Source organism: Acidobacteriota bacterium (genome assembly GCA_022340665.1).
Classification (GTDB): Bacteria; Acidobacteriota; Thermoanaerobaculia; order Thermoanaerobaculales; family Sulfomarinibacteraceae; genus Sulfomarinibacter.
The window spans coordinates 1-17,304 of sequence record JAJDNM010000102.1; the positions used below are offsets into that span (position 1 = coordinate 1).

The 17,304-nt window shown below is 60.8% G+C and carries 16 protein-coding genes; 8 read left to right on the plus strand and 8 right to left on the minus strand.

All coding sequences use genetic code 11. The features are described 5' to 3' along the window. The 4 genes from LJE93_12015 to LJE93_12030 all read left to right on the plus strand — a co-directional run. The coding region (locus LJE93_12015; protein MCG6949627.1) for a S46 family peptidase at nucleotides 1-203 on the plus strand (203 nt) is incomplete at its 5' end. Nucleotides 204-240: 37 nt separating this feature from the next. Beyond that, complete coding sequence (locus tag LJE93_12020) at nucleotides 241-438, plus strand: hypothetical protein (GenBank protein MCG6949628.1); 198 nt, start codon at nucleotides 241-243, stop codon at nucleotides 436-438. A gap of 42 nt (nucleotides 439-480) precedes the next feature. After that, the gene (rarD, locus tag LJE93_12025; GenBank protein MCG6949629.1) at nucleotides 481-1,410 is read left to right on the plus strand and encodes an EamA family transporter RarD; all 930 of its coding nucleotides are present in this window, start codon (nucleotides 481-483) and stop codon (nucleotides 1,408-1,410) included. A gap of 247 nt (nucleotides 1,411-1,657) precedes the next feature. Continuing rightward, nucleotides 1,658-1,858 (plus strand): phage terminase large subunit family protein, encoded by a 201-nt coding sequence (locus tag LJE93_12030; GenBank protein ID MCG6949630.1) that lies wholly within the window; start codon nucleotides 1,658-1,660, stop codon nucleotides 1,856-1,858. 6 nt (nucleotides 1,859-1,864) lie between these two features. Here the strand turns inward: LJE93_12030 and LJE93_12035 are convergent, their stop codons facing one another. From LJE93_12035 to LJE93_12045, 3 genes are all read right to left on the minus strand, one after another. Next, nucleotides 1,865-3,373 carry a HAMP domain-containing histidine kinase gene (locus tag LJE93_12035; GenBank protein MCG6949631.1) on the minus strand — a complete coding sequence of 503 codons (1,509 nt, stop codon included), beginning with the start codon at nucleotides 3,371-3,373 and terminating at the stop codon, nucleotides 1,865-1,867. Between the two features lie 58 nt (nucleotides 3,374-3,431). Then, a complete protein-coding gene (locus LJE93_12040; protein ID MCG6949632.1) occupies nucleotides 3,432-4,142 on the minus strand; it encodes a response regulator transcription factor in 711 nt (236 codons plus the stop codon). A 109-nt stretch (nucleotides 4,143-4,251) separates the two neighbouring features. Next, a complete protein-coding gene (locus LJE93_12045) occupies nucleotides 4,252-4,893 on the minus strand; it encodes a spondin domain-containing protein (GenBank protein MCG6949633.1) in 642 nt (213 codons plus the stop codon). A 258-nt stretch (nucleotides 4,894-5,151) separates the two neighbouring features. On the opposite strand from LJE93_12045, the gene LJE93_12050 reads away from it, so the two are divergent. From LJE93_12050 to LJE93_12060, 3 genes are read left to right on the plus strand one after another with little or no spacing between them, the layout of a single operon-like run. Further along, nucleotides 5,152-5,670 (plus strand): hypothetical protein, encoded by a 519-nt coding sequence (locus LJE93_12050; protein MCG6949634.1) that lies wholly within the window; start codon nucleotides 5,152-5,154, stop codon nucleotides 5,668-5,670. 23 nt (nucleotides 5,671-5,693) lie between these two features. Next, the gene (locus LJE93_12055; protein MCG6949635.1) at nucleotides 5,694-8,003 is read left to right on the plus strand and encodes an amino acid permease; all 2,310 of its coding nucleotides are present in this window, start codon (nucleotides 5,694-5,696) and stop codon (nucleotides 8,001-8,003) included. A 58-nt stretch (nucleotides 8,004-8,061) separates the two neighbouring features. Then, nucleotides 8,062-9,051, plus strand: a complete 990-nt coding sequence (locus LJE93_12060; GenBank protein ID MCG6949636.1) for a beta-ketoacyl-ACP synthase 3 — start codon at nucleotides 8,062-8,064, stop codon at nucleotides 9,049-9,051. Between the two features lie 173 nt (nucleotides 9,052-9,224). Here LJE93_12060 and LJE93_12065 read toward each other — a convergent pair whose 3' ends face one another. The 4 genes from LJE93_12065 to LJE93_12080 all read right to left on the minus strand — a co-directional run bounded on the left by LJE93_12065 (nucleotide 9,225) and on the right by LJE93_12080 (nucleotide 15,379). Then, entirely contained in the window at nucleotides 9,225-9,785 is a 561-nt protein-coding gene (locus tag LJE93_12065; GenBank protein ID MCG6949637.1) for a TIGR02265 family protein, read from the minus strand. Nucleotides 9,786-9,863: 78 nt separating this feature from the next. Further along, complete coding sequence (locus tag LJE93_12070; protein MCG6949638.1) at nucleotides 9,864-10,817, minus strand: EamA family transporter; 954 nt, start codon at nucleotides 10,815-10,817, stop codon at nucleotides 9,864-9,866. A gap of 100 nt (nucleotides 10,818-10,917) precedes the next feature. Then, on the minus strand, nucleotides 10,918-13,026 hold the full coding sequence (locus tag LJE93_12075) for a M3 family metallopeptidase (protein MCG6949639.1): 2,109 nt from the start codon (nucleotides 13,024-13,026) through the stop codon (nucleotides 10,918-10,920). Nucleotides 13,027-13,240: 214 nt separating this feature from the next. Beyond that, on the minus strand, nucleotides 13,241-15,379 hold the full coding sequence (locus LJE93_12080) for a S9 family peptidase (protein MCG6949640.1): 2,139 nt from the start codon (nucleotides 15,377-15,379) through the stop codon (nucleotides 13,241-13,243). Nucleotides 15,380-15,833: 454 nt separating this feature from the next. On the opposite strand from LJE93_12080, the gene LJE93_12085 reads away from it, so the two are divergent. Further along, entirely contained in the window at nucleotides 15,834-16,391 is a 558-nt protein-coding gene (locus tag LJE93_12085) for a hypothetical protein (GenBank protein ID MCG6949641.1), read from the plus strand. Between the two features lie 229 nt (nucleotides 16,392-16,620). On the opposite strand, the gene LJE93_12090 is transcribed toward LJE93_12085, so the two are convergent. After that, the coding region (locus LJE93_12090) for a hypothetical protein (GenBank protein ID MCG6949642.1) at nucleotides 16,621-17,304 on the minus strand (684 nt) is incomplete at its 5' end.

A 17,304-nucleotide genomic window follows, 5' to 3' on the forward strand; every position in this document is an offset into this window, starting at 1 on the left:
TGGTCGGGTTGCTCTTCGACGGCAACTGGGAAAGCATGATCTCTGATTGGGATTTCCTTCCCGAGGTAACTCGCTCGATCCACGTCGATGTCCGGTACATGCTGTGGGTGATGGATCGGATCGATGAGGCCTGGCACCTGCTCGAAGAGATGGGTGTCGAACCGACCTTCAAACCGACCGGAAAGAATCCATCGGCGGGATAGGAGCGTCCGGATCCGTGGACGAGGTCCGACAAGCACGGTGACTTACAACTTCGACCCCGATCGCTGGCTCGAAGCGCATCGCGCGGCCCTCGATGCGCGCCGGGATCGCGGCGAGGTCGATGAGGGAGAATACCGCGCCGAACTCCGCGAGCTCGACCGGCGGTACGAGGAGATGGTTGCCCGCCTCGACGGGACCTACGAAATTCCAGGCGGCCCAGCGAGTTCGGTCGAATAAACCCCGAGTCGCCAGCGTTCACTCCCTGGAAGGTGTGGGGATTTGAGTCGAGAGACCAAACTGGGCTTGCTGTACACAACCGGAGCGTTCCTGCTTTGGGGCATTGTGCCGGTGTACTGGAAGATGCTGCAACACGTACCGGCGATCGAAATCCTCGCCCACCGGATCGTCTGGGGCCTGGTCTTTGTCTCGATCTGGATGACGGTCCGCAGGCGTTGGCCTGATCTGCGAGAGGTATTCGGACGCCCCGGAACAGTCGCTGCGCTTCTCGCGTCGACGATCTTCATCGCTACCAACTGGGGTCTCTTCATCTACGCGGTCGTCACCGACCGAGTGCTGGCGACCTCGCTGGGTTATTTCATCAACCCGTTGGTCAACATACTCCTCGGCCTCGTCGTGCTTCACGAGCGGCTCAACCGGCGCCAATGGACGGCCGTCGCCCTCGCCTCTCTCGCGGTCGTCCTGTTGACCGTGCAGGCCGGCGAGCTTCCATGGATCTCTCTCGTGCTACCGGTTTCTTTCGGTCTCTACTCTCTGCTCCGGAAAACGGTTCATGCCGACGCGGTGGTCGGCCTGACCTTCGAGACAGCCGCTCTCACCCCACTGGCCGTAGGGCTGCTCGTCCACCAGGAGCGCCTCGGGGTCGGGGCTCTCGGTCACCTGGGTTTCAAAACCGACTTCCTGCTGGTGGTCTCAGGCGCCGTCACCGCCGTACCCTTGATCCTCTTCACCCTCGGCGTGCGGCGAATCCGCCTGTCGACTGCCGGCCTCCTCCAGTACATCGCGCCGACCTGCACCTTCTTGCTCGCGGTCCTGGTCTACGATGAACCGTTTTCCACTGCTCATGCCATCAGTTTCGGACTCATCTGGGCCGCTCTTGCCATCTACAGCCTCGATCTCCGGGCGAGGCTTCGCCAGGTGCCGGCGATAGACGCCGCCGTGTCACCGGCCATTCCGCCCCTCGAGGACTGACGCTTGGGGGGTGAACCCGCATTACTCATGAGGTCTCGTGACGAGGTCGGCGAGGTGCTGTGCCCGGCGGGGTGAGCGAACCGACGGGCGCGGAGGCGTACGTGACGGTACGGCGAGCACCCCGGGGGGAGCAGACACCGCCGGGTAGAGTGCAGCGGCGGCCGCAGTAGAGGCTTCGTGAAAAATGCGGGTTGAGAACCTATATTGAAAGTAGGAAATCCTGTCCGAAAAGCTGAAGGGAGGTGCCATGAGCCCGACCGAAGAAATGATCGAAGTCTTTTGTCCCCGGTGCGGTGAAGCCTACGTTCACTGGGAGAACCCCGTTTCGAGTTCCTCGGCATTTTCCACCTGCCCCCACTGCGGCTACGATCCCTCGACTGACCGGCTCATTCACGAGGACGGCGTCTGGTCGCTGGTCGCCGAGGAAGAAGAGCGCGCCGAGCATTGAACGCGGTCACACGGGAGGCGGAGCGAGGCCTTCAGTCGTCCCGAATGCTGGCAGTTCAAACCGAAAGGTCGTCCCCACGCCCTCTTCGCTTTCGCAGTGGATGTTGCCGCCATGAAGCTCGACGGCTCTTTTCGCGATCGCCAGGCCCAGACCCGCTCCCCTGTCCTCTCCCCCGGCTGACGCCGCCTGCGAGCGGTGGAACCGATCGAAAACCAGTGGGAGATCGGCGGAGGCGATTCCCGAGCCGGTGTCACACACCTCGATCCGAAGCCACTCACCGAGCGGCTCCAGCCTGACATCGATTCTTCCCCCCTCGGATGTGTGGCGGAGCGCATTGTCGAGGACGTTTTCGAGGGCCCGTTCTATCAACCCGACATCGGCAGAGATCCACACGCGCTCAGTCGTCAAATCGGCTCGCAAGGACACTCCGCGGTCCTCGGCCGGCAGCCGATACTTCTGTGCGACATCTTGTACCAACTCACCGATCGGCATGCGTTCGCATTCGAGCGGCTCGTGCAGCGCGTCGAGCTTGGCCAGCTCGAACAGGTCCGATACCAGACGGCCAAGACGGCTGGCTTGCTGCAGTGCGATATCCAGGTATTCGCGTCGCTGTTCGGACTCGAGGGAGGCCTCCTTGAGAATCAAGGTCTCGATGTAGCCCTGGAGATGAGTCAGAGGTGTCCTCAGATCGTGTGACACGTTGGCGACCATCTCGCGGCGAAGACGATCCTGTTCCTCCAGCTTGACGATCTGATCCTCAATTCGCGAAGCCATCTGATCGAACGTCACCCGCAGCTCGTCCACTTCATCGTGATTTCGGGGAAGGCGAGATATACCAATCTCATCGAGACCGGAACCCAGGGACTCACGACGCAACACCGCCATTTCCCGGGTGAGTCTCGTCAGCCGAGACGTCAATCTTCTCGAAAGCAGGACCGCGCCAATCAACGCCATGGCGGTGATGCCAGCCACCGCCACCGCTCCGGCTCGGAGGATGTAACTCCCCCTGAGCATCTCGGCAACGGACACGAACTGCTCACTCGCGAGCACGATGTAGAGATATCCCTCGAGTTCTCCGTCACGGAGAATCGGCGCGGCGGAAAAGATGTTTCGACGATCCGGATGGCGTGGGTCCTCACCGACGATCGGCAACCGCCGCCCTCCTGCGATGTACTCGCGGACCGGACCGAGAGCCACCCCAGTGAGTTTCACTCGTCCCGGTGGAGCAGAGTACGCGAGGATGTGGCCCGATGGGTCGAGCAGGTAAAGCTCGATCGTCGGGTTGACCACCATCATCATGTGAAAGACATGTTCGAGTGCGTCGCGATCGATCTCGCCGTCGACGATGAGCAGCTTCTCCTTGACCATGTTGGCGGCGAGATCGAGGTGAATGCGCTGCTGTACCTCCCGTTGATAGAGATAGCTCGTTACCAGGGTCACAACGAGGGTCACACCGCCGACCACCAGAAACAGTCCGAAAAGCGCGACCGAAAGCTTCGTGTTCAGACGTATCACTTCAGCATCCCGTCATTTTCATGTTCGCGATTTCGGACCTTTGAATGGTCGACATCTCTCACCCTCCAGCGACCGCAGGATCGAAGAAGCGATATCCCACTCCCCACACGGTACGGATGAACTGTGGTTCCGCCGGGTCCTCTTCGATCTTCGCGCGGAGGCGATTGATGTGGGAATTGACGGTGTGCTCGTACGTGCCCTCACCGTATCCCCAAACCAGATCGAGGAGCTGACTTCGTGTGTAGACCCGCCCGGGATGGCGAGCGAACTGAAGCAGAAGATCGTACTCCTTGGCGGTCAGATTGACGCCGTCGCCCCGGATAGACACTCTCCTCTTTTCGCGGTCGATTGTCAGCCCATCGAAGTCCAGAGGGATCGAATCCGCCTGCTCCTCGGCCATTCGATCGACGCGACGCAGTATTGCCTTGACCCTCGCCACCAGCTCACGCACGCTGAAAGGCTTGGTCAGATAATCGTCGGCGCCCAACTCGAGGCCGAGAACTCTGTCGACCTCTCCGGAACGAGCGGTGAGAATGAGGATGGGCGTGTAATCCTGTCGCCGGCGAAGCTCGCGGCACACATCGAGGCCGTCCATATCCGGCAGCATCAGGTCGAGGACAATGAGATCGAATCGACCCTTTGTCATATGGGAGAGCCCTCTCGCGCCAGTCAGCGCGACCTCGACCCGGCATCCCGCGTCGCACAGGTGCATCTCGACAAGCTTCGCCAGCTGAGGTTCGTCCTCGATTACCAATATGTCCTTGCTCATCATTCCCCCCGCAGTCAGCCTGTCGGACAACGCAGATCGAAGGTCGCTGATGGTACGGGGCGTCACACCCCGTACCATCAGCAGTTAGCTCGAGATCGAGTCCTGGTTACTATTTGAGGATCTTGATTTCGACGACCGGGTTTTGCCAGTTCCATTCCGCCGGAGACAGATCGCCTCCCCCGTGGAGGCCCGGGTGGACGTGAATGAATCCCTCCGCGCCATCGGTGGCGCGCTCATGATTGCCGCAGGGCGGCCCCGGGATGACGGAACAAAGCTCGTTGTTGGCCTCGCTTCCCGCGTCCCACGCGACTGCCGAGACCCGCTGGGGCTGCCCACCCGGCTCGATGAAGACGTTGTCGACTCCGAAAAAGCCATCGTTCGTCGTCACCAGCATTCCGACCGCACTGAGCCGGTTGAACCTGCCCCTCTTCTCGATATCGAAGACCAAAGTGGCTCCGGGCATGAGGGGACCGTCAGAAACCACAACGTCCAACACTTCGTCGCTTTCGCCGAGTAAGGCCGCGAGTGGCATCGGGTCGCCATCCTCGGCCAACATCGCAAGCTCGTCCGAGGCGGGGTTTCCGGGAATGAACGCCCGAGCCTTCCAGGTGTGAGTGACCAGCAGCGGTGGGCTGATGATCTGCTTGCTCACATTGGTGAGTTGGACCCTCACCATGTCCTGCGCCGTCGCGGGCACCGCCCACGTCGTCACCACGATCGCCAGTACTCCAAGAATAATCGTCCGTTTCATGCTCACTCTCCTTTCGTTGGTTCGGCGACCTCGGCCGCCGCAAGACCAACGATGGAGCCCGAAATTCACGAACGCCTCACGGATTTCTCACATTTCTGTCCCGAACTGCGCAGGCTTCCCGGCGCCGATATCCTTCGGGCAAACTGATTCCCGTAACCCGAGTCCTCGTCTCCGATGGGTCCTAGGAACCGTCAGGGTGCGCAGTAATCATTTCGACGGGTCGTGCCCGTAGTAGGATGAACCAACGGGAGGCCCGTGATGAATCTGGAGCAGGCGATCACCACCGCGCTCGAGTATGAGGGTCGCGTCCACAAGACCTACTCAGAAGCAATTGAAAATGCGCAGCACGAAGTTGCACGGAAGGTTTTCTCGACGTTGTGCGACGAGGAGTTGGAGCACATCAAATATCTCAAGGAAAGGCTCGAGGAGTGGCGGTCGACAGGCACGGTTACCCTCGCCAAGCTCGACACGGTCCTCGTGCCCAAGTCGGCCATCGAAGCCGCCACCACGAAACTGCGCGAACGGCTGGAACCGGACGGCCGCAATGTCCGGGGAACGGAGTTCGAGAGCCTCAAGAAGGCTCTCGATGTCGAGCGCGAAACCAGCGCGTTCTACAAAAAAATGGTCGCTACCCTCGATGAAGATGGCCGACGTCTCTTCGAGCGCTTCGTCGAGATCGAGGAGGGCCACGTCGCCATCGTCCAGGCCGAAATGGATCTCGTGTCCGGCACCGGGTACTGGTTCGACACGGCAGAATTCGACCTCGAAAAAGCCTGAGCGCCAAACCGGAGAACATTCACTTGAGTCCGACCAACAGTGGAAGAAGCCGCATACCTCAGGGCTCCAGTTCTGGCGAAACTACATTCGCCCGTGATCTCGGCCTCTTTGACGCCACGATGATCGGTGTCGGCGCCATGATCGGCGCCGGCATCTTCGTTCTCACCGGCATCGCGGCGGGCGTTTCGGGGCCGGCTTCGATCCTCGCCTTCGCGCTCAACGGTGCGGTTACCCTGCTGACCGCCTTCGCGTACGCCGAGCTGGCATCGGCCATTCCCCGTGCGGGCGGCGGATACTCATACGTTCGACTCGCCTTTCCCGGCGCCATGGGGTTCATCTCGGGCTGGATGTTGTGGTTCGCCTACACCGTGGCCTGCAGCCTCTACGCCCTCGGTTTCGCAGGCTATTTCTGGGAGGTCTTTCACAAGTACATGCCCGGGCTGACCGAAAGCGTATTCGGTGTTGCCGGCGAGTACGTTCCGATCGCCCTGGTCACGCTCCTGGTCAGCTTCATCTTCCTCAGGTTGAATATCCGAGGGGCACAGGTAACTGGCTTGGCCGAAAACACGCTCACAATGGCGAAACTGGTCGTGCTTGGCATTTTCGTCGCGTACGGGCTCAAGAAAATCTTCGGTGCCCCAGCCGAATCCGCCGCCGGCTTCACGCCGTTCTTCCCCCTCGGCGCGAGCGGCGTCGTAGTGGCGATGGGTCTGACGTTCATCGCTTTCGAGGGGTACGACCTGATCGCGACTGTGGCCGAAGAAATCAAAGAGCCCGAAAAGAACATCCCGCGCGCGACGTTCATCGCCCTGGCGGTCACGATCGTCATGTACCTTCTCATCCTCTTCGTTTCTCTGGGAGCGATTTCAGTTGACGGAATGGCCTCCTGGGAGTTTCTCGGCAAGTACGGAGAAACCGCCATCGTCCGCGCCGCGGAACAGTTCATGCCTGCGTTTGGCGTCGCTGTGATCGTCGTCGGCGGACTTCTGTCAACAATGTCGGCGCTCAACGCGACAATACTCGCCGCATCCCGTGTGGCCTTTTCGATGGCCCGCGACCGCTGGTTGCCGAAAAAGATCTCTCACATCGATCCGGTGCGGAGAACGCCGAAGTTTGCCATCATCGTGACCGGCGTGATCCTGCTTGCGATGGCCGTTGCGCTGCCGATCGAAACAGTCGGTTCGGCTGCGAGCCTCATCTTTCTCCTCACCTTCGCGCTGGTCAATCTTTCGGTCATCGCACTGCGGCGCAAGTCCCCGGAGATCGAGCGCAAATACAGGGTGCCGTTTTATCCCCTGACGCCGATTCTCGGCATCATCCTCAACGTCTTCCTCGCCCTCTACCAATTCACGTTCCAGCCGATCGCCTGGTACATCACAATTGGCTGGATCGTGTTCGGCCTGCTTCTCTATTACGCCTACTCCGACAAATTGGCCGGCGACATCGAGCCTCAGGTGCTCGTGCCCTCGCGACGCGTTGACGAGCCTCGGCCCGAGGATTCGGTGTTGGTGGTCCTCCACAGTCCGGACTCCATGAAGACCCTGATCGACTTCGCAGCGCCGGTGGCAGAGCAGCGCCAGAGGCGTCTGGTGGCCATCACGGTGGTCGAGGTCCCGCCGCAGCTTCCAGTTCACGAGGGGATCCGGTTCGCACACCACAAGGAGGCCCTGCTTCGAGCTGCCCAGCAGTACGGCAGAGAGCTCGGAGTCACGATCGAAACCGACCTGGTCATCGCTCACCGGGTCGAGGAGGGCATTCTCACCGGCGCGCTGCGCCACCGAGCGGACATGATGCTCCTTGCCTGGAAGGGATTCACCCATACCAGCAAACGGGTGTTCGGGGAGACCGTCGACCACATTGTCCGACTCGCTCCATGCGACCTGATGGTTCTCAAGATCGCCGGCGACGACTTTCATACCTGTCTCTTCCCGACCGCCGGCGGACCGAATGCGCAGCTCGCCGCAGACCTCCTCAATGCGCTTGCGGAGGCATTCGACATGGTCGTCACCGTGGGTTACGTCGTCCCTCCGGGCGCCGACGAAGACACTCGCCACACCGCCACCAACTGGATCGACAAGACCCTCGCCCATTCGCAGCTCAGCGTCCCGGTCGAGAAAAAACTCATCGAATCCACTTCGGTCGCCGGCGGCCTCGGCAAGGCAAGCCGGGATTTCGACCTGGTCATCATCGGGGCGGCCAAAGAACCGCTCTTCCGAAAAATCCTGGTTGGGGAGATCCCACAGAATGTCGCCCGATACTCGCCCGCCTCGGTGCTCGTCGTGAAGCGCTACGAGGGACCGTTCAAGACGACATTCAAGAAAATCCTGGGTTGAGCGTACGGTCAGTCGTCGATGATCTACCCTCGACTCATCAACACAAGAGGAGCACGCAATGACTGGACCCACCATCGGCATCCTCGGTCTCGGCGCCTACCTGCCGGAACGGATCATGACAAATGACGACTGGGCCGAACATGTTGACACTTCCGATGAGTGGATCACCGCGCGCACCGGCATCAAGACACGAAGACTGGCGGAGGAGGACCAGACAACCGTCGACCTCGCCGCAGCCGCTGCCCGACGGGCGCTCGAAGATGCCGACACGGCAATCGAGGAGATCGACGAAATCATCGTCGCTACCGACACACCGGAGGTCTACATTCCCGACACCGCGTCACACCTCCAAAATCGGCTCGGAGCCAGGGAGGTGCCCGCCTTTGACCTCGGTGGCAGCGGTTGCGCCGGATTCGTTCTCGGCCTCGACATCGCCCGCTCACGGGCCAGCGCGGGAAGTCGAAAGATCCTGCTCGTAGGAGTCGAGCTGCTCACGCGATTGATGAACTGGGAGGATCGCTCGACCGCCGTTCTCTTCGGTGACGCCGCCGGAGCCGCAGTCGTCGGCGCTGGCCAGCATGCAGCCGAAATCCTCGCTTTCACCGCCGGAACTGACGGGACCCAGGCAGAGATCCTCGGTCTCGAGATGGGTGGCACGCGAATGCCGTTCACCGTCGAGGGTGCGCAGCGCGGAGATCACAAAAAGGTGGTGATGAAGGGTCGGGAGGTGTTCCGCGAGGCCGTGACCCGCATGAGCGCTGCGGCAAAAGAAGTCCTGGCTCAGGCAGGGTGTGGCGTGGACGACGTCAAACTGGTGATCCCACACCAGGCGAACCTCCGCATCATCAGTGCGGTTCAGAAAGCACTCGCCGTGCCCGACGACACGATGTACATCAACGTGCAGGATTACGGCAACACCGGTTCGGCCTCGGTCCCCCTCGCCCTGTGGGAGGCGCGAAACAAGGGTCGGATTGGCTCTGGAGACATGGTTCTGCTGACTTCGTTTGGTGCGGGATTCCACTGGGCGGCAGCTCTGTTGCGATTCTGAACCACGCATCCGCCCCTCGCGCGCTGTTGCAGCTATGTTCGACCCGCAAAGACGCCAAGATCGCCAAGGAGAATACAAAAATCTCTCAACGTCATCCTTGCGCTTTTTGCGATCTCCGCGGTTCAGACAAGGTCGACATGAAGCCCAGCCGAGGTTTGTCTACGCCGATCAGATCACTGCCAGCTGACGCGATAGCGACACACCTCGTCACCACGGGCGCGGCACTTTTCTTCCACGATTCGTGGGTTCTTGGCGCCGCACAGCTCGAGCGCTCGTTTGTACCAGCCGATCACAGTCAGACAGTCGGCCTTGGAGAATGTCTCGGCCTCGTGAGTGGTGAGAATTCCCTCCCGTTCGTCCGTCTGCTCGTACTCTCGGCGACCGACCTGGTAGTACATGCGGTAGATCTGGGGTGCCTTGGCCAGGAACGCCTGCGGGTCGCCGGGCGCGAGGAATGCCGCGTGTACCGTCGTCAGGTTCGCATCGGCAGAGGCTGCGCCGAGACGTTCGAAGACCTCCGGCCTCCCGCCACCCAGAACCCGGACGATGGCGTCATCGAGACGCCTGCCGATTTCGAAATCGAGCCATGCGACGGGTACGAGGCCCCGCAGCGCCTTCTGGTCTTCCGGATCGAGGCTCTCCATGACCCGATCGAGCCCCTCCGGTCCAAACTGCTGGTCGACGAACGCCAACCTGGACTTGAGGACTGAGCCCTTGACCTTCTGGGTGCCCATGAATCCATTGTAGCCATGCCAGGCTTCGGGCCTTGGTGATGCAGGACAATTCCCGAGGTTTGGGACGAGCCTTTCCGTTCATCTCTTCGACGAATCGGGGAAAACACTCGCTCGGCTGCCGTCACGGAGTTCTCCATCGGTGTGCCCTCGAGCGTGCGACGCGACCGCTACGCCGACCACCACCAACGCCGATCCGAACCAGGTTCGCGGCGTCATGGGTTCGGCCATCAACGCAGCACCGATGAAAAGCGCGACAACCGGAGTCCCGTATCCGATCAACGCGACCTGCCGGACTTCCATATGCTCGAGGAGCCAGAAATACAGGGGGAAGGTGAGGGCGGTGCCGGCGATCGCCATGTAGAGCAGGGCAGCTACCGGTGCCGGGTCGAATGCCACGGCGCGGTGACGTTCGACCAACGCCGCAACCGGACCCATGATCGCTGCAGCCATGACCATCGCGACAGCGTTGAACGCAATCGGGCGCATCCCCGAGCCCCATTTTTTTACCGATACGCTGACAGCAGCTCCAGCCAGCGGCGACAACAGCATCACGACCGACGCCAATCCCACCATCGGTCCGCCCAGAAGATCGAAATCCTCGGCGAAAATGACCGCGATGCCAGCGAATCCGAGTGCAGTTCCGAAGAAGACCGAAACCGTCATCCGCTCCTCGGGCAGAACGAAATGAGCCAACACTGCAACCAACAGGGGAAACGTCGCGAAGAGGACCGACGCGAGTCCAGACGGCACCCACTGCTCGGCCCAGAACACGACTCCGTACGACACGCAGAACGTGAGCAGGGCGTGAAGCACTGTCAGGCGGCGGTATCGCGGCTCCACGGGCCGCAGGGGAATCTGCTTCATCCAGGCGTAGGCGATCAGGAAACTGGCCGCGATCGCGAAGCGGAGGGCCACCCCGGTGAAGGGTGGAATCCCCCGAAGCGAGATGGTGATCGCCGCCCACGTCGTCCCCCACACCAGGATCAGGATTCCGAGGGCGACGGTCTTCACTAGAGGGCTCGGCGCTGACATGGGGTCCGACTCTACTCCCGCCGGGAAACGAGATCCACACGGCGGAAGGGCGACAGCACGAGCTGCCGCCCGTCGAAAAATCGAAACAAGACTTCCGAACCTATTTCAGGCCGCGCTTCCTCAGGAGCGGTTCGACGCTCGGCTTCCGCCCTCTGAAACGAACGTACAGCACCTCGGGATCCTCCGAGCCTCCCTTCGCGAGGATGTTGGTCCGAAATGACCTCGCCGTCTCCTGGTCGAAGAGGCTGGTCTCCTTGAATGCCTCGAAGGCGTCGGCATCGAGGACCTCGGCCCAGATATAGCTGTAATACCCGGCCGAGTAGCCTCCGATGATGTGACTGAAATACGGGCTTCGATAGCGAACCACGATCTCGGGGATGAGTCCGATCCTGTCCATTGACGCCTTTTCGAACTCGTTGACATCAACCCCTGCTGGATCTTCAAGCGTATGCCAATCCATGTCGAGGTAGCACGCCGCAAGGTATTCCACCGAAGCGAAGCCCTGATTGAACTGCTCCGAGGCGCGGATCTTCTCGACCAGCTCGTCGGGAATCACCTCGCCAGTCTGGTAATGCTTGGCGTAGAGCTTGAGCACTTCCGGTTCGAGAAGCCAGTTCTCCATGATTTGTGACGGCAACTCGACGAAATCCCATTTCACGTCCGCTGAGCCTCGGTATCGAAGATCAGACAGGAGCGTGTGCAAAGCATGACCGAGCTCGTGGAAGAGGGTATGGACCTCGTCCAGCGACAGGAGGGCAGGCAGTTCCCCCGCCGGTCGCGAAAAGTTGCCGACGTTGAGCACAACCGGCCGTATTTCTTCGCCGTCCTGCACCCATTGTCCGCGGATATCGCTGCTCCAGGCGCCGCCTCGTTTCCCGGGACGGGGATAGTAGTCGGCCAAGAAGACGCCGAGGTGGCTGCCGTCGGCGTCGGTCACCTCGAAGGTTCGCACTTCCGGATGATAGGTCGGGATGTCGTGGCGCTCGGTGAAGTCGATGCCATAGAGTCGGTGGGCGACCTCGAACGCGCCATCGATTACGTTGTCGATCATGAAATACGAGCGCACCTCCTGCTCGTCGACGTCGTATCTCGCCCGCCGGACCTTGTCGGTGTAGTAGCGCCAGTCCCAGGGCTCGAGCTCGAAGTTCTGGCCATCCTCCCTGATCGCGTCCTGCAGGGCCTCCGCCTCGTCACGGGCCACCGCGAGCGACGGGTGCCATAGATCGTCAAGCAGCTGATAGACCGCCTCCGGAGTCTTTGCCATCCTCTCGTCGAGAATGAAGTCGGCGTGCGTGTCGAACCCCAGGAGCTTTGCCTTTTCGGCCCTCAGTTCCAGGATCTCGGAGAGGATCTCCTTGTTGTCGTACTCGTCGTCGTGGTTGCCGCGCATGATGTATGCGGTGAATATCTGTTCGCGAAGCTCACGGTTGGCCGAGTAGTCGAGGAAGGGATAGTAGCTCGGCCAATGAAGCGTAAACAGCCACGCACCCTCCCTGCCCGCCTCGGACGCCGCAGCCGCCGCACCCTCGATCACGCCCGGTGGAAGCCCCGCGAGATCTGCCTCGTCGTCGATGAAGAGTTGGAACTGATTGGTCTCGGCGAGAACGTTGTCGCTGAAGTTCAGGCCGAGCGTCGACAACCTGCTGTTGATTTCGCGCAAGCGCTCTTTGTCGACATCGGCCAGCTCGGCGCCGCCACGCACGAACTCCCGGTAGGCCTTTTCGAGGAGATTCATCTGCTCGGCATCCAGAGCGAGTTCGTCACGTTGCTCGTAGAGGGCCTTCACCCGTCCGAAGAGCTGCGGGTTCATGCGGATGTCATCTCGCATCTTCGAGGTCATAGGAGCGACCTCTTTGGCGATGGTCTGAATGTTTTCGTTGGTGTCCGCACTCCGCCGTGTTCCGAAGACGCTCCCTACCCTCGTCATCAACAGGCCACTCCCGTCAAGCGCCACGATGGTATTTTCGAATGTCGGAGGATCGGGATTGGCTGCGATCGTCTCGACTTCGGCACCCCACTCGTCGATCGCCCTTTCGAAGGCCGGGAGAAAGTGCTCTTCCTCGATCTCGTCGAATGGCGGCACGCCGAACGGCGTAGTCCACTCCGAGAAAAACGGGTTGTCACCAGGCCCTTCGCTCGTGGCCTGTCCGCCGCAAGCGATCAGCGCCATCACGGCGCAGATCGACAGCAGAATCGAAAGTCGTTTCATGAAAAATCCCTCCAGGGAATGATGCGCCGATCGCCGGTCATCCAAGGAACGGCGACCCGGATGGGCGCATCATAACATCCTCGTTACATCGTCCATCTCAGTTATTGAATTTGACTTGCGATGGCTCGTGGATCTCGGCCCCGTCGAGCACCGCCGCGACGTCGCAACCTCTGAAATCTCCCCGTTGTGATCAGGTCTGACTCGGACTGCCCCTTCAATCCTCGACGTCCTTCGCGACTCCTTCAGCGTACTCCACGCGCCACGGAGGCAGCTCCGTTTCCCCATGCATCACGAAATGGTCCATCCATCGCATCAGCCTGCGCGAGTAATCGTCTCGCGACGCGGCCCGCCGGTTACCATGTCGCTCGCCCGGGTACCGCACGTACCGCACGGGCGTCTTTCCGATCAGCTTGAGGCCTCGGTAGAACTGCAGGCTCTGCGACGGATGTACCCGGCTGTCGGCCGTGCCGCCCGCAATCAAAAGCGGTGTCCTACATTTCTCTATGTGGTAGATCGGGCTCCGTTCGAGGCTGAACTGCCAATTGGTGTAGGGCGGGAAACGAGAGTGGACCATGATGTCTTCGACCGGGATCTCGGTCGTCATGCCCTTGCTGACTTTGTTGCTGATGCCAACAAACATCACACCTGCGCGGAACCGTTCCGAGTATGTGGTGCTCAACCACGCGGTCGCGTATCCGCCATAAGATCCTCCGCTGACACCCACACGATCCGTGTCTGCGATGCCTGCAGCGACCAATGCGTCGACTGCGTCGACCACATCATCGAACTCTTTGCCCGCAGCGTCGTGCTGACCCAGCTTCGAAAACGCAACCCCTCGGCCGGTGCTGCCGCGGTAGTTGGGGTAGAACACCGCATACCCCCGAGCTGCGGCCAACTGACCCGGGGCGGAATAGCTCGATAGCCAGCCGTTTCGGCGGTGCCCTTCGGGACCTCCGTGGACGAACACGATCAACGGAGCAGGTCCCACCTGGCTTCCCATCGGTCGAATCAGGACGCCCGAAAGCTCGAGGCCGTCCCGCGCCTGATGGCGAAAAACCTCCTGCGGCGCCAGATCCACATCCGCCAACCACGGATTGCTGTCCGTCAGACGGCGGGGTGTGGCCTCACCACGGGCCATCGCATAGACCTCTCTCGGATGTGCAGGCGACTCCCCGATCAACGCGATTCGTCCATTTTCCCGCGACAGACTGGGACGCGACATGACGGGAATTCGATCTCCGTTCTTTACCTCACCCGAAGTCGCAACGGTCTTCGACTCCCCTCCTCCGACACCAATTTCAGCCAGGCGCGTCTCTTCGCCTTCGTCTGCGACAAACATCAGCGTGGCGTTGTCCCGCCACGCGAACGAATAGATGTGTCCGTCGTGACCCGGAACGAGGTTCCGCAGCTCTCCACCGGTCGAGGGCGCTACCATCAGGCATCCCGCCGACGGGTCGTTCGGATCCTCCGCCGAAATCATGGCGATCGTCTTACCGTCAGGGCTGAACTCGAACGCGCCCAGCTTTCCCGGATTGTTGAATTGCGTTTGAACTGCACCACTCTCGGCGTCGACGATCGTTACCTTCTTGAACATCATCTCGTCGTCTACCAGCGGGCGCGGCGCGACGGCGACCGCCAGACTCCGGCCATCCGGGCTGAACCTCAACTGTGATACCGATCCTTCGATTTCGAGCGCCTTCGGGCCGATTTCCTCTTCATCAATTTCCGCGGTCGGAATTGCCACAGGCGCCTCGAAGGGAGGGAATGGAGCAATCCAAACTTTTTTAGGGAGCCAGTCCTCCTCGAACACCTCCTGGGTATAGCCCTTCGACTCGAGGTCCGAGCGCAGTTCGCACTTCGGCTGACGGGCAACAAATGCAAATGTGTTGCCATCGGGCGAGAGGCGATAGTCCAATATGTCCGTCTCGAACTCGATCAGTTGGCGGGACTCCCCGCCGGAAAGCGGAATGGCCCACAGCGAAGTGTTTTCGTCATCATCTCGCTTTGCGAGATAGGTGATGAGCTGGCCGTCGGGCGAGAATCGAATCGACGAGACCGACACCTTGCCGCCAACATACGTGTTGTCGACGCCGTTTTCGACGGCGACGACGTGCAGCTCCCGCCAAGCCCCGCCATCTTCGTCGACTCCGGGAATCCGTGGGACGTTCAGCGTATAGGCCACGAATGATCCGTTGGGCGCGATGACCACGTCTCCGACCGACCTCATGGCTGCGATGTGTTCGAAGCCGAGACCCCCGCCAGCTTCGGCGGCCAAGCTGCCGCATATCACCAGAAAAGCGGCAACCAGCACGGAATTCAAAATCTTGACCCTGCATACATCAAATTGCGACATGACACCTCCTTCTTGCGACGACCTCTATTCTAGCCCGCATTATTCATGAAGCCTCTACTGCGGCCGGCGATGTACCATACCCAACGTTGTCCGCTCGCCTCGGGGTGCTCGACGTACTGTCAAAGCGGTCTTCATGCGTGAGTTCTCGTTTATCGAGTTCGCCCGAACAGGCTTGAGACTCGCAGCCCCGAGTCTGTGGTCCGTCGCGCCCCATCTGCAACGAGACGGTCTCACGGATGCCCGCCTCGAGAAAAACGGTTCCGCCCGCTCATGGTTCGCGGCCATTGTCGACGACCGCCGCAGACTCCCTCACGTCGTTCGATTCGTCCCGCTCCTATTCAACCCTCAAACTTGAACCGAGCCGAGCGGGGTTGCGCTTCGCCGCTCGAGGCTGCTATAAGCAGACTCGAGAAATCGAGACAGAATCACAAAATTCGAAGATGGAGGTGTTGAGATGATATCCCTGACCTCGCTCTGGCTCCCGATCCTGCTGTCCGCGGTGGCGGTGTTTGTTGTAAGCTCCGTCATCCACATGGCCCTGAAATACCACAACTCCGAGTACCGGCAGCTCCCCGACGAGGACGCTGTGCTCGAGGCGATACGTAGTGCAAAGGCTGGCCCCGGGTTCTACGCCTTTCCCTTCGCCGGCAGCATGAAGGAAATGGGCACCCCCGAGATGAACGTCAAGTACACCCGGGGCCCGGTGGGGACCGCCAATATCAACCCGAGCGGACCACCGGCAATGGGCAAGCACCTCGTCCTGTGGTTCATATACTCCATTGCCGTTGGCCTCTTCGCCGCCTATCTCGCGAGCCGAACGCTTCCGGCCGGCACCGAGTATCTTCAGGTTTTCAGGGTTGTCGGATGCGCGAGCTTCATGGCCTATGGGTTCGCCCACTTTTCGGACGCGATCTGGAACACCAAGCCCTGGAGCATGACGATCAAGCACGTCTTCGATGGCCTGATCTACGGACTGTTGACCGGCGGCGTCTTCGGCTGGCTGTGGCCATAATCAGGCTTGAACGGCGTCCACAACACCAGGCCACAGCTCCGGTCAGCATCTGCCGAGGCTCAAGTAGCAGAAGGGAAAACGGGCAGAGGGGCAGAGGAAATCTTCGCGCGACAGGCGTTTGCACCGCGTTCCCTCTGCTTTTCTCCCTTTCACCTCGGCCCGCCGAGAGCGATAGAGAGGTCAACACTCTCGACTGACACCTGATTGTCAACGGCTGACGACTGACGCCTTATCGAGGGGGCATGTCGAGCGCGAGCTCTCCGCTCGACCTGATCATATCGAGGGTCTTGTTGTAGAGCGCGAGCCGCATCTCCTCGATATCTCCCCAAGCGGTCCCGGCGATCTCGGTACCGCCGAGGCCCTCGAGCCGCATGATCTCGAGTGAAAACGTGAAGTCCGGGTGGGGATCGATCAGCTGCACCCACTCCTGTTGCTCAGGCTCGATGCGCCAGAGATCACCCTCGCCGGGCGCAAGCCCGTTGAGAACCACATGATCGAACTCTTCAACCAGCCACGGTTCATCCTCGCCCGGCTGAAGCAGGGCGGCACGGAATCTGATGAGCCAGACCGTGCTGTCGGTGCCGTTCTCGGCCTTGAACTCGATCACCGGCCATTCGAGAAAGCCGCGATTGATCTTGTAGACCCTGCTTTTCACCAACCGGAATTTCTCCAGCTCGGCACGTGCCTCGTCTGATCCGGTCTTCTGCTGCTCGAGGGTCGCGACTGCAGCCCTGACTTCATCCAGGCGCCGCCTCCGAGCTTCGGCGATGATCCCGTCCGCGGTCATCCCCCTGAGGGGCTCGTACACTGCGAGCACCAGCTCGGGGTGTGCCGAGCCGTCTTCGGCACTGATCATCGCAGCGGATCCCACGAGATACTCCAGCGCTTGGTCGAAGAGCCGGCGCTGTTCGAG

Coding starts and splice junctions, on each gene's coding strand:
- LJE93_12050 (MCG6949634.1), top strand. CDS start 5,152: ATGAATCTGGAGCAGGCGATCACCACCGCGCTCGAGTATGAGGGTCGC.
- LJE93_12040 (MCG6949632.1), bottom strand. CDS start 4,142: ATGAGCAAGGACATATTGGTAATCGAGGACGAACCTCAGCTGGCGAAG.
- LJE93_12030 (MCG6949630.1), top strand. CDS start 1,658: ATGAGCCCGACCGAAGAAATGATCGAAGTCTTTTGTCCCCGGTGCGGT.
- LJE93_12045 (MCG6949633.1), bottom strand. CDS start 4,893: ATGAAACGGACGATTATTCTTGGAGTACTGGCGATCGTGGTGACGACG.
- LJE93_12060 (MCG6949636.1), top strand. CDS start 8,062: ATGACTGGACCCACCATCGGCATCCTCGGTCTCGGCGCCTACCTGCCG.
- LJE93_12070 (MCG6949638.1), bottom strand. CDS start 10,817: ATGTCAGCGCCGAGCCCTCTAGTGAAGACCGTCGCCCTCGGAATCCTG.
- LJE93_12085 (MCG6949641.1), top strand. CDS start 15,834: ATGATATCCCTGACCTCGCTCTGGCTCCCGATCCTGCTGTCCGCGGTG.
- LJE93_12065 (MCG6949637.1), bottom strand. CDS start 9,785: ATGGGCACCCAGAAGGTCAAGGGCTCAGTCCTCAAGTCCAGGTTGGCG.
- LJE93_12075 (MCG6949639.1), bottom strand. CDS start 13,026: ATGAAACGACTTTCGATTCTGCTGTCGATCTGCGCCGTGATGGCGCTG.
- LJE93_12080 (MCG6949640.1), bottom strand. CDS start 15,379: ATGTCGCAATTTGATGTATGCAGGGTCAAGATTTTGAATTCCGTGCTG.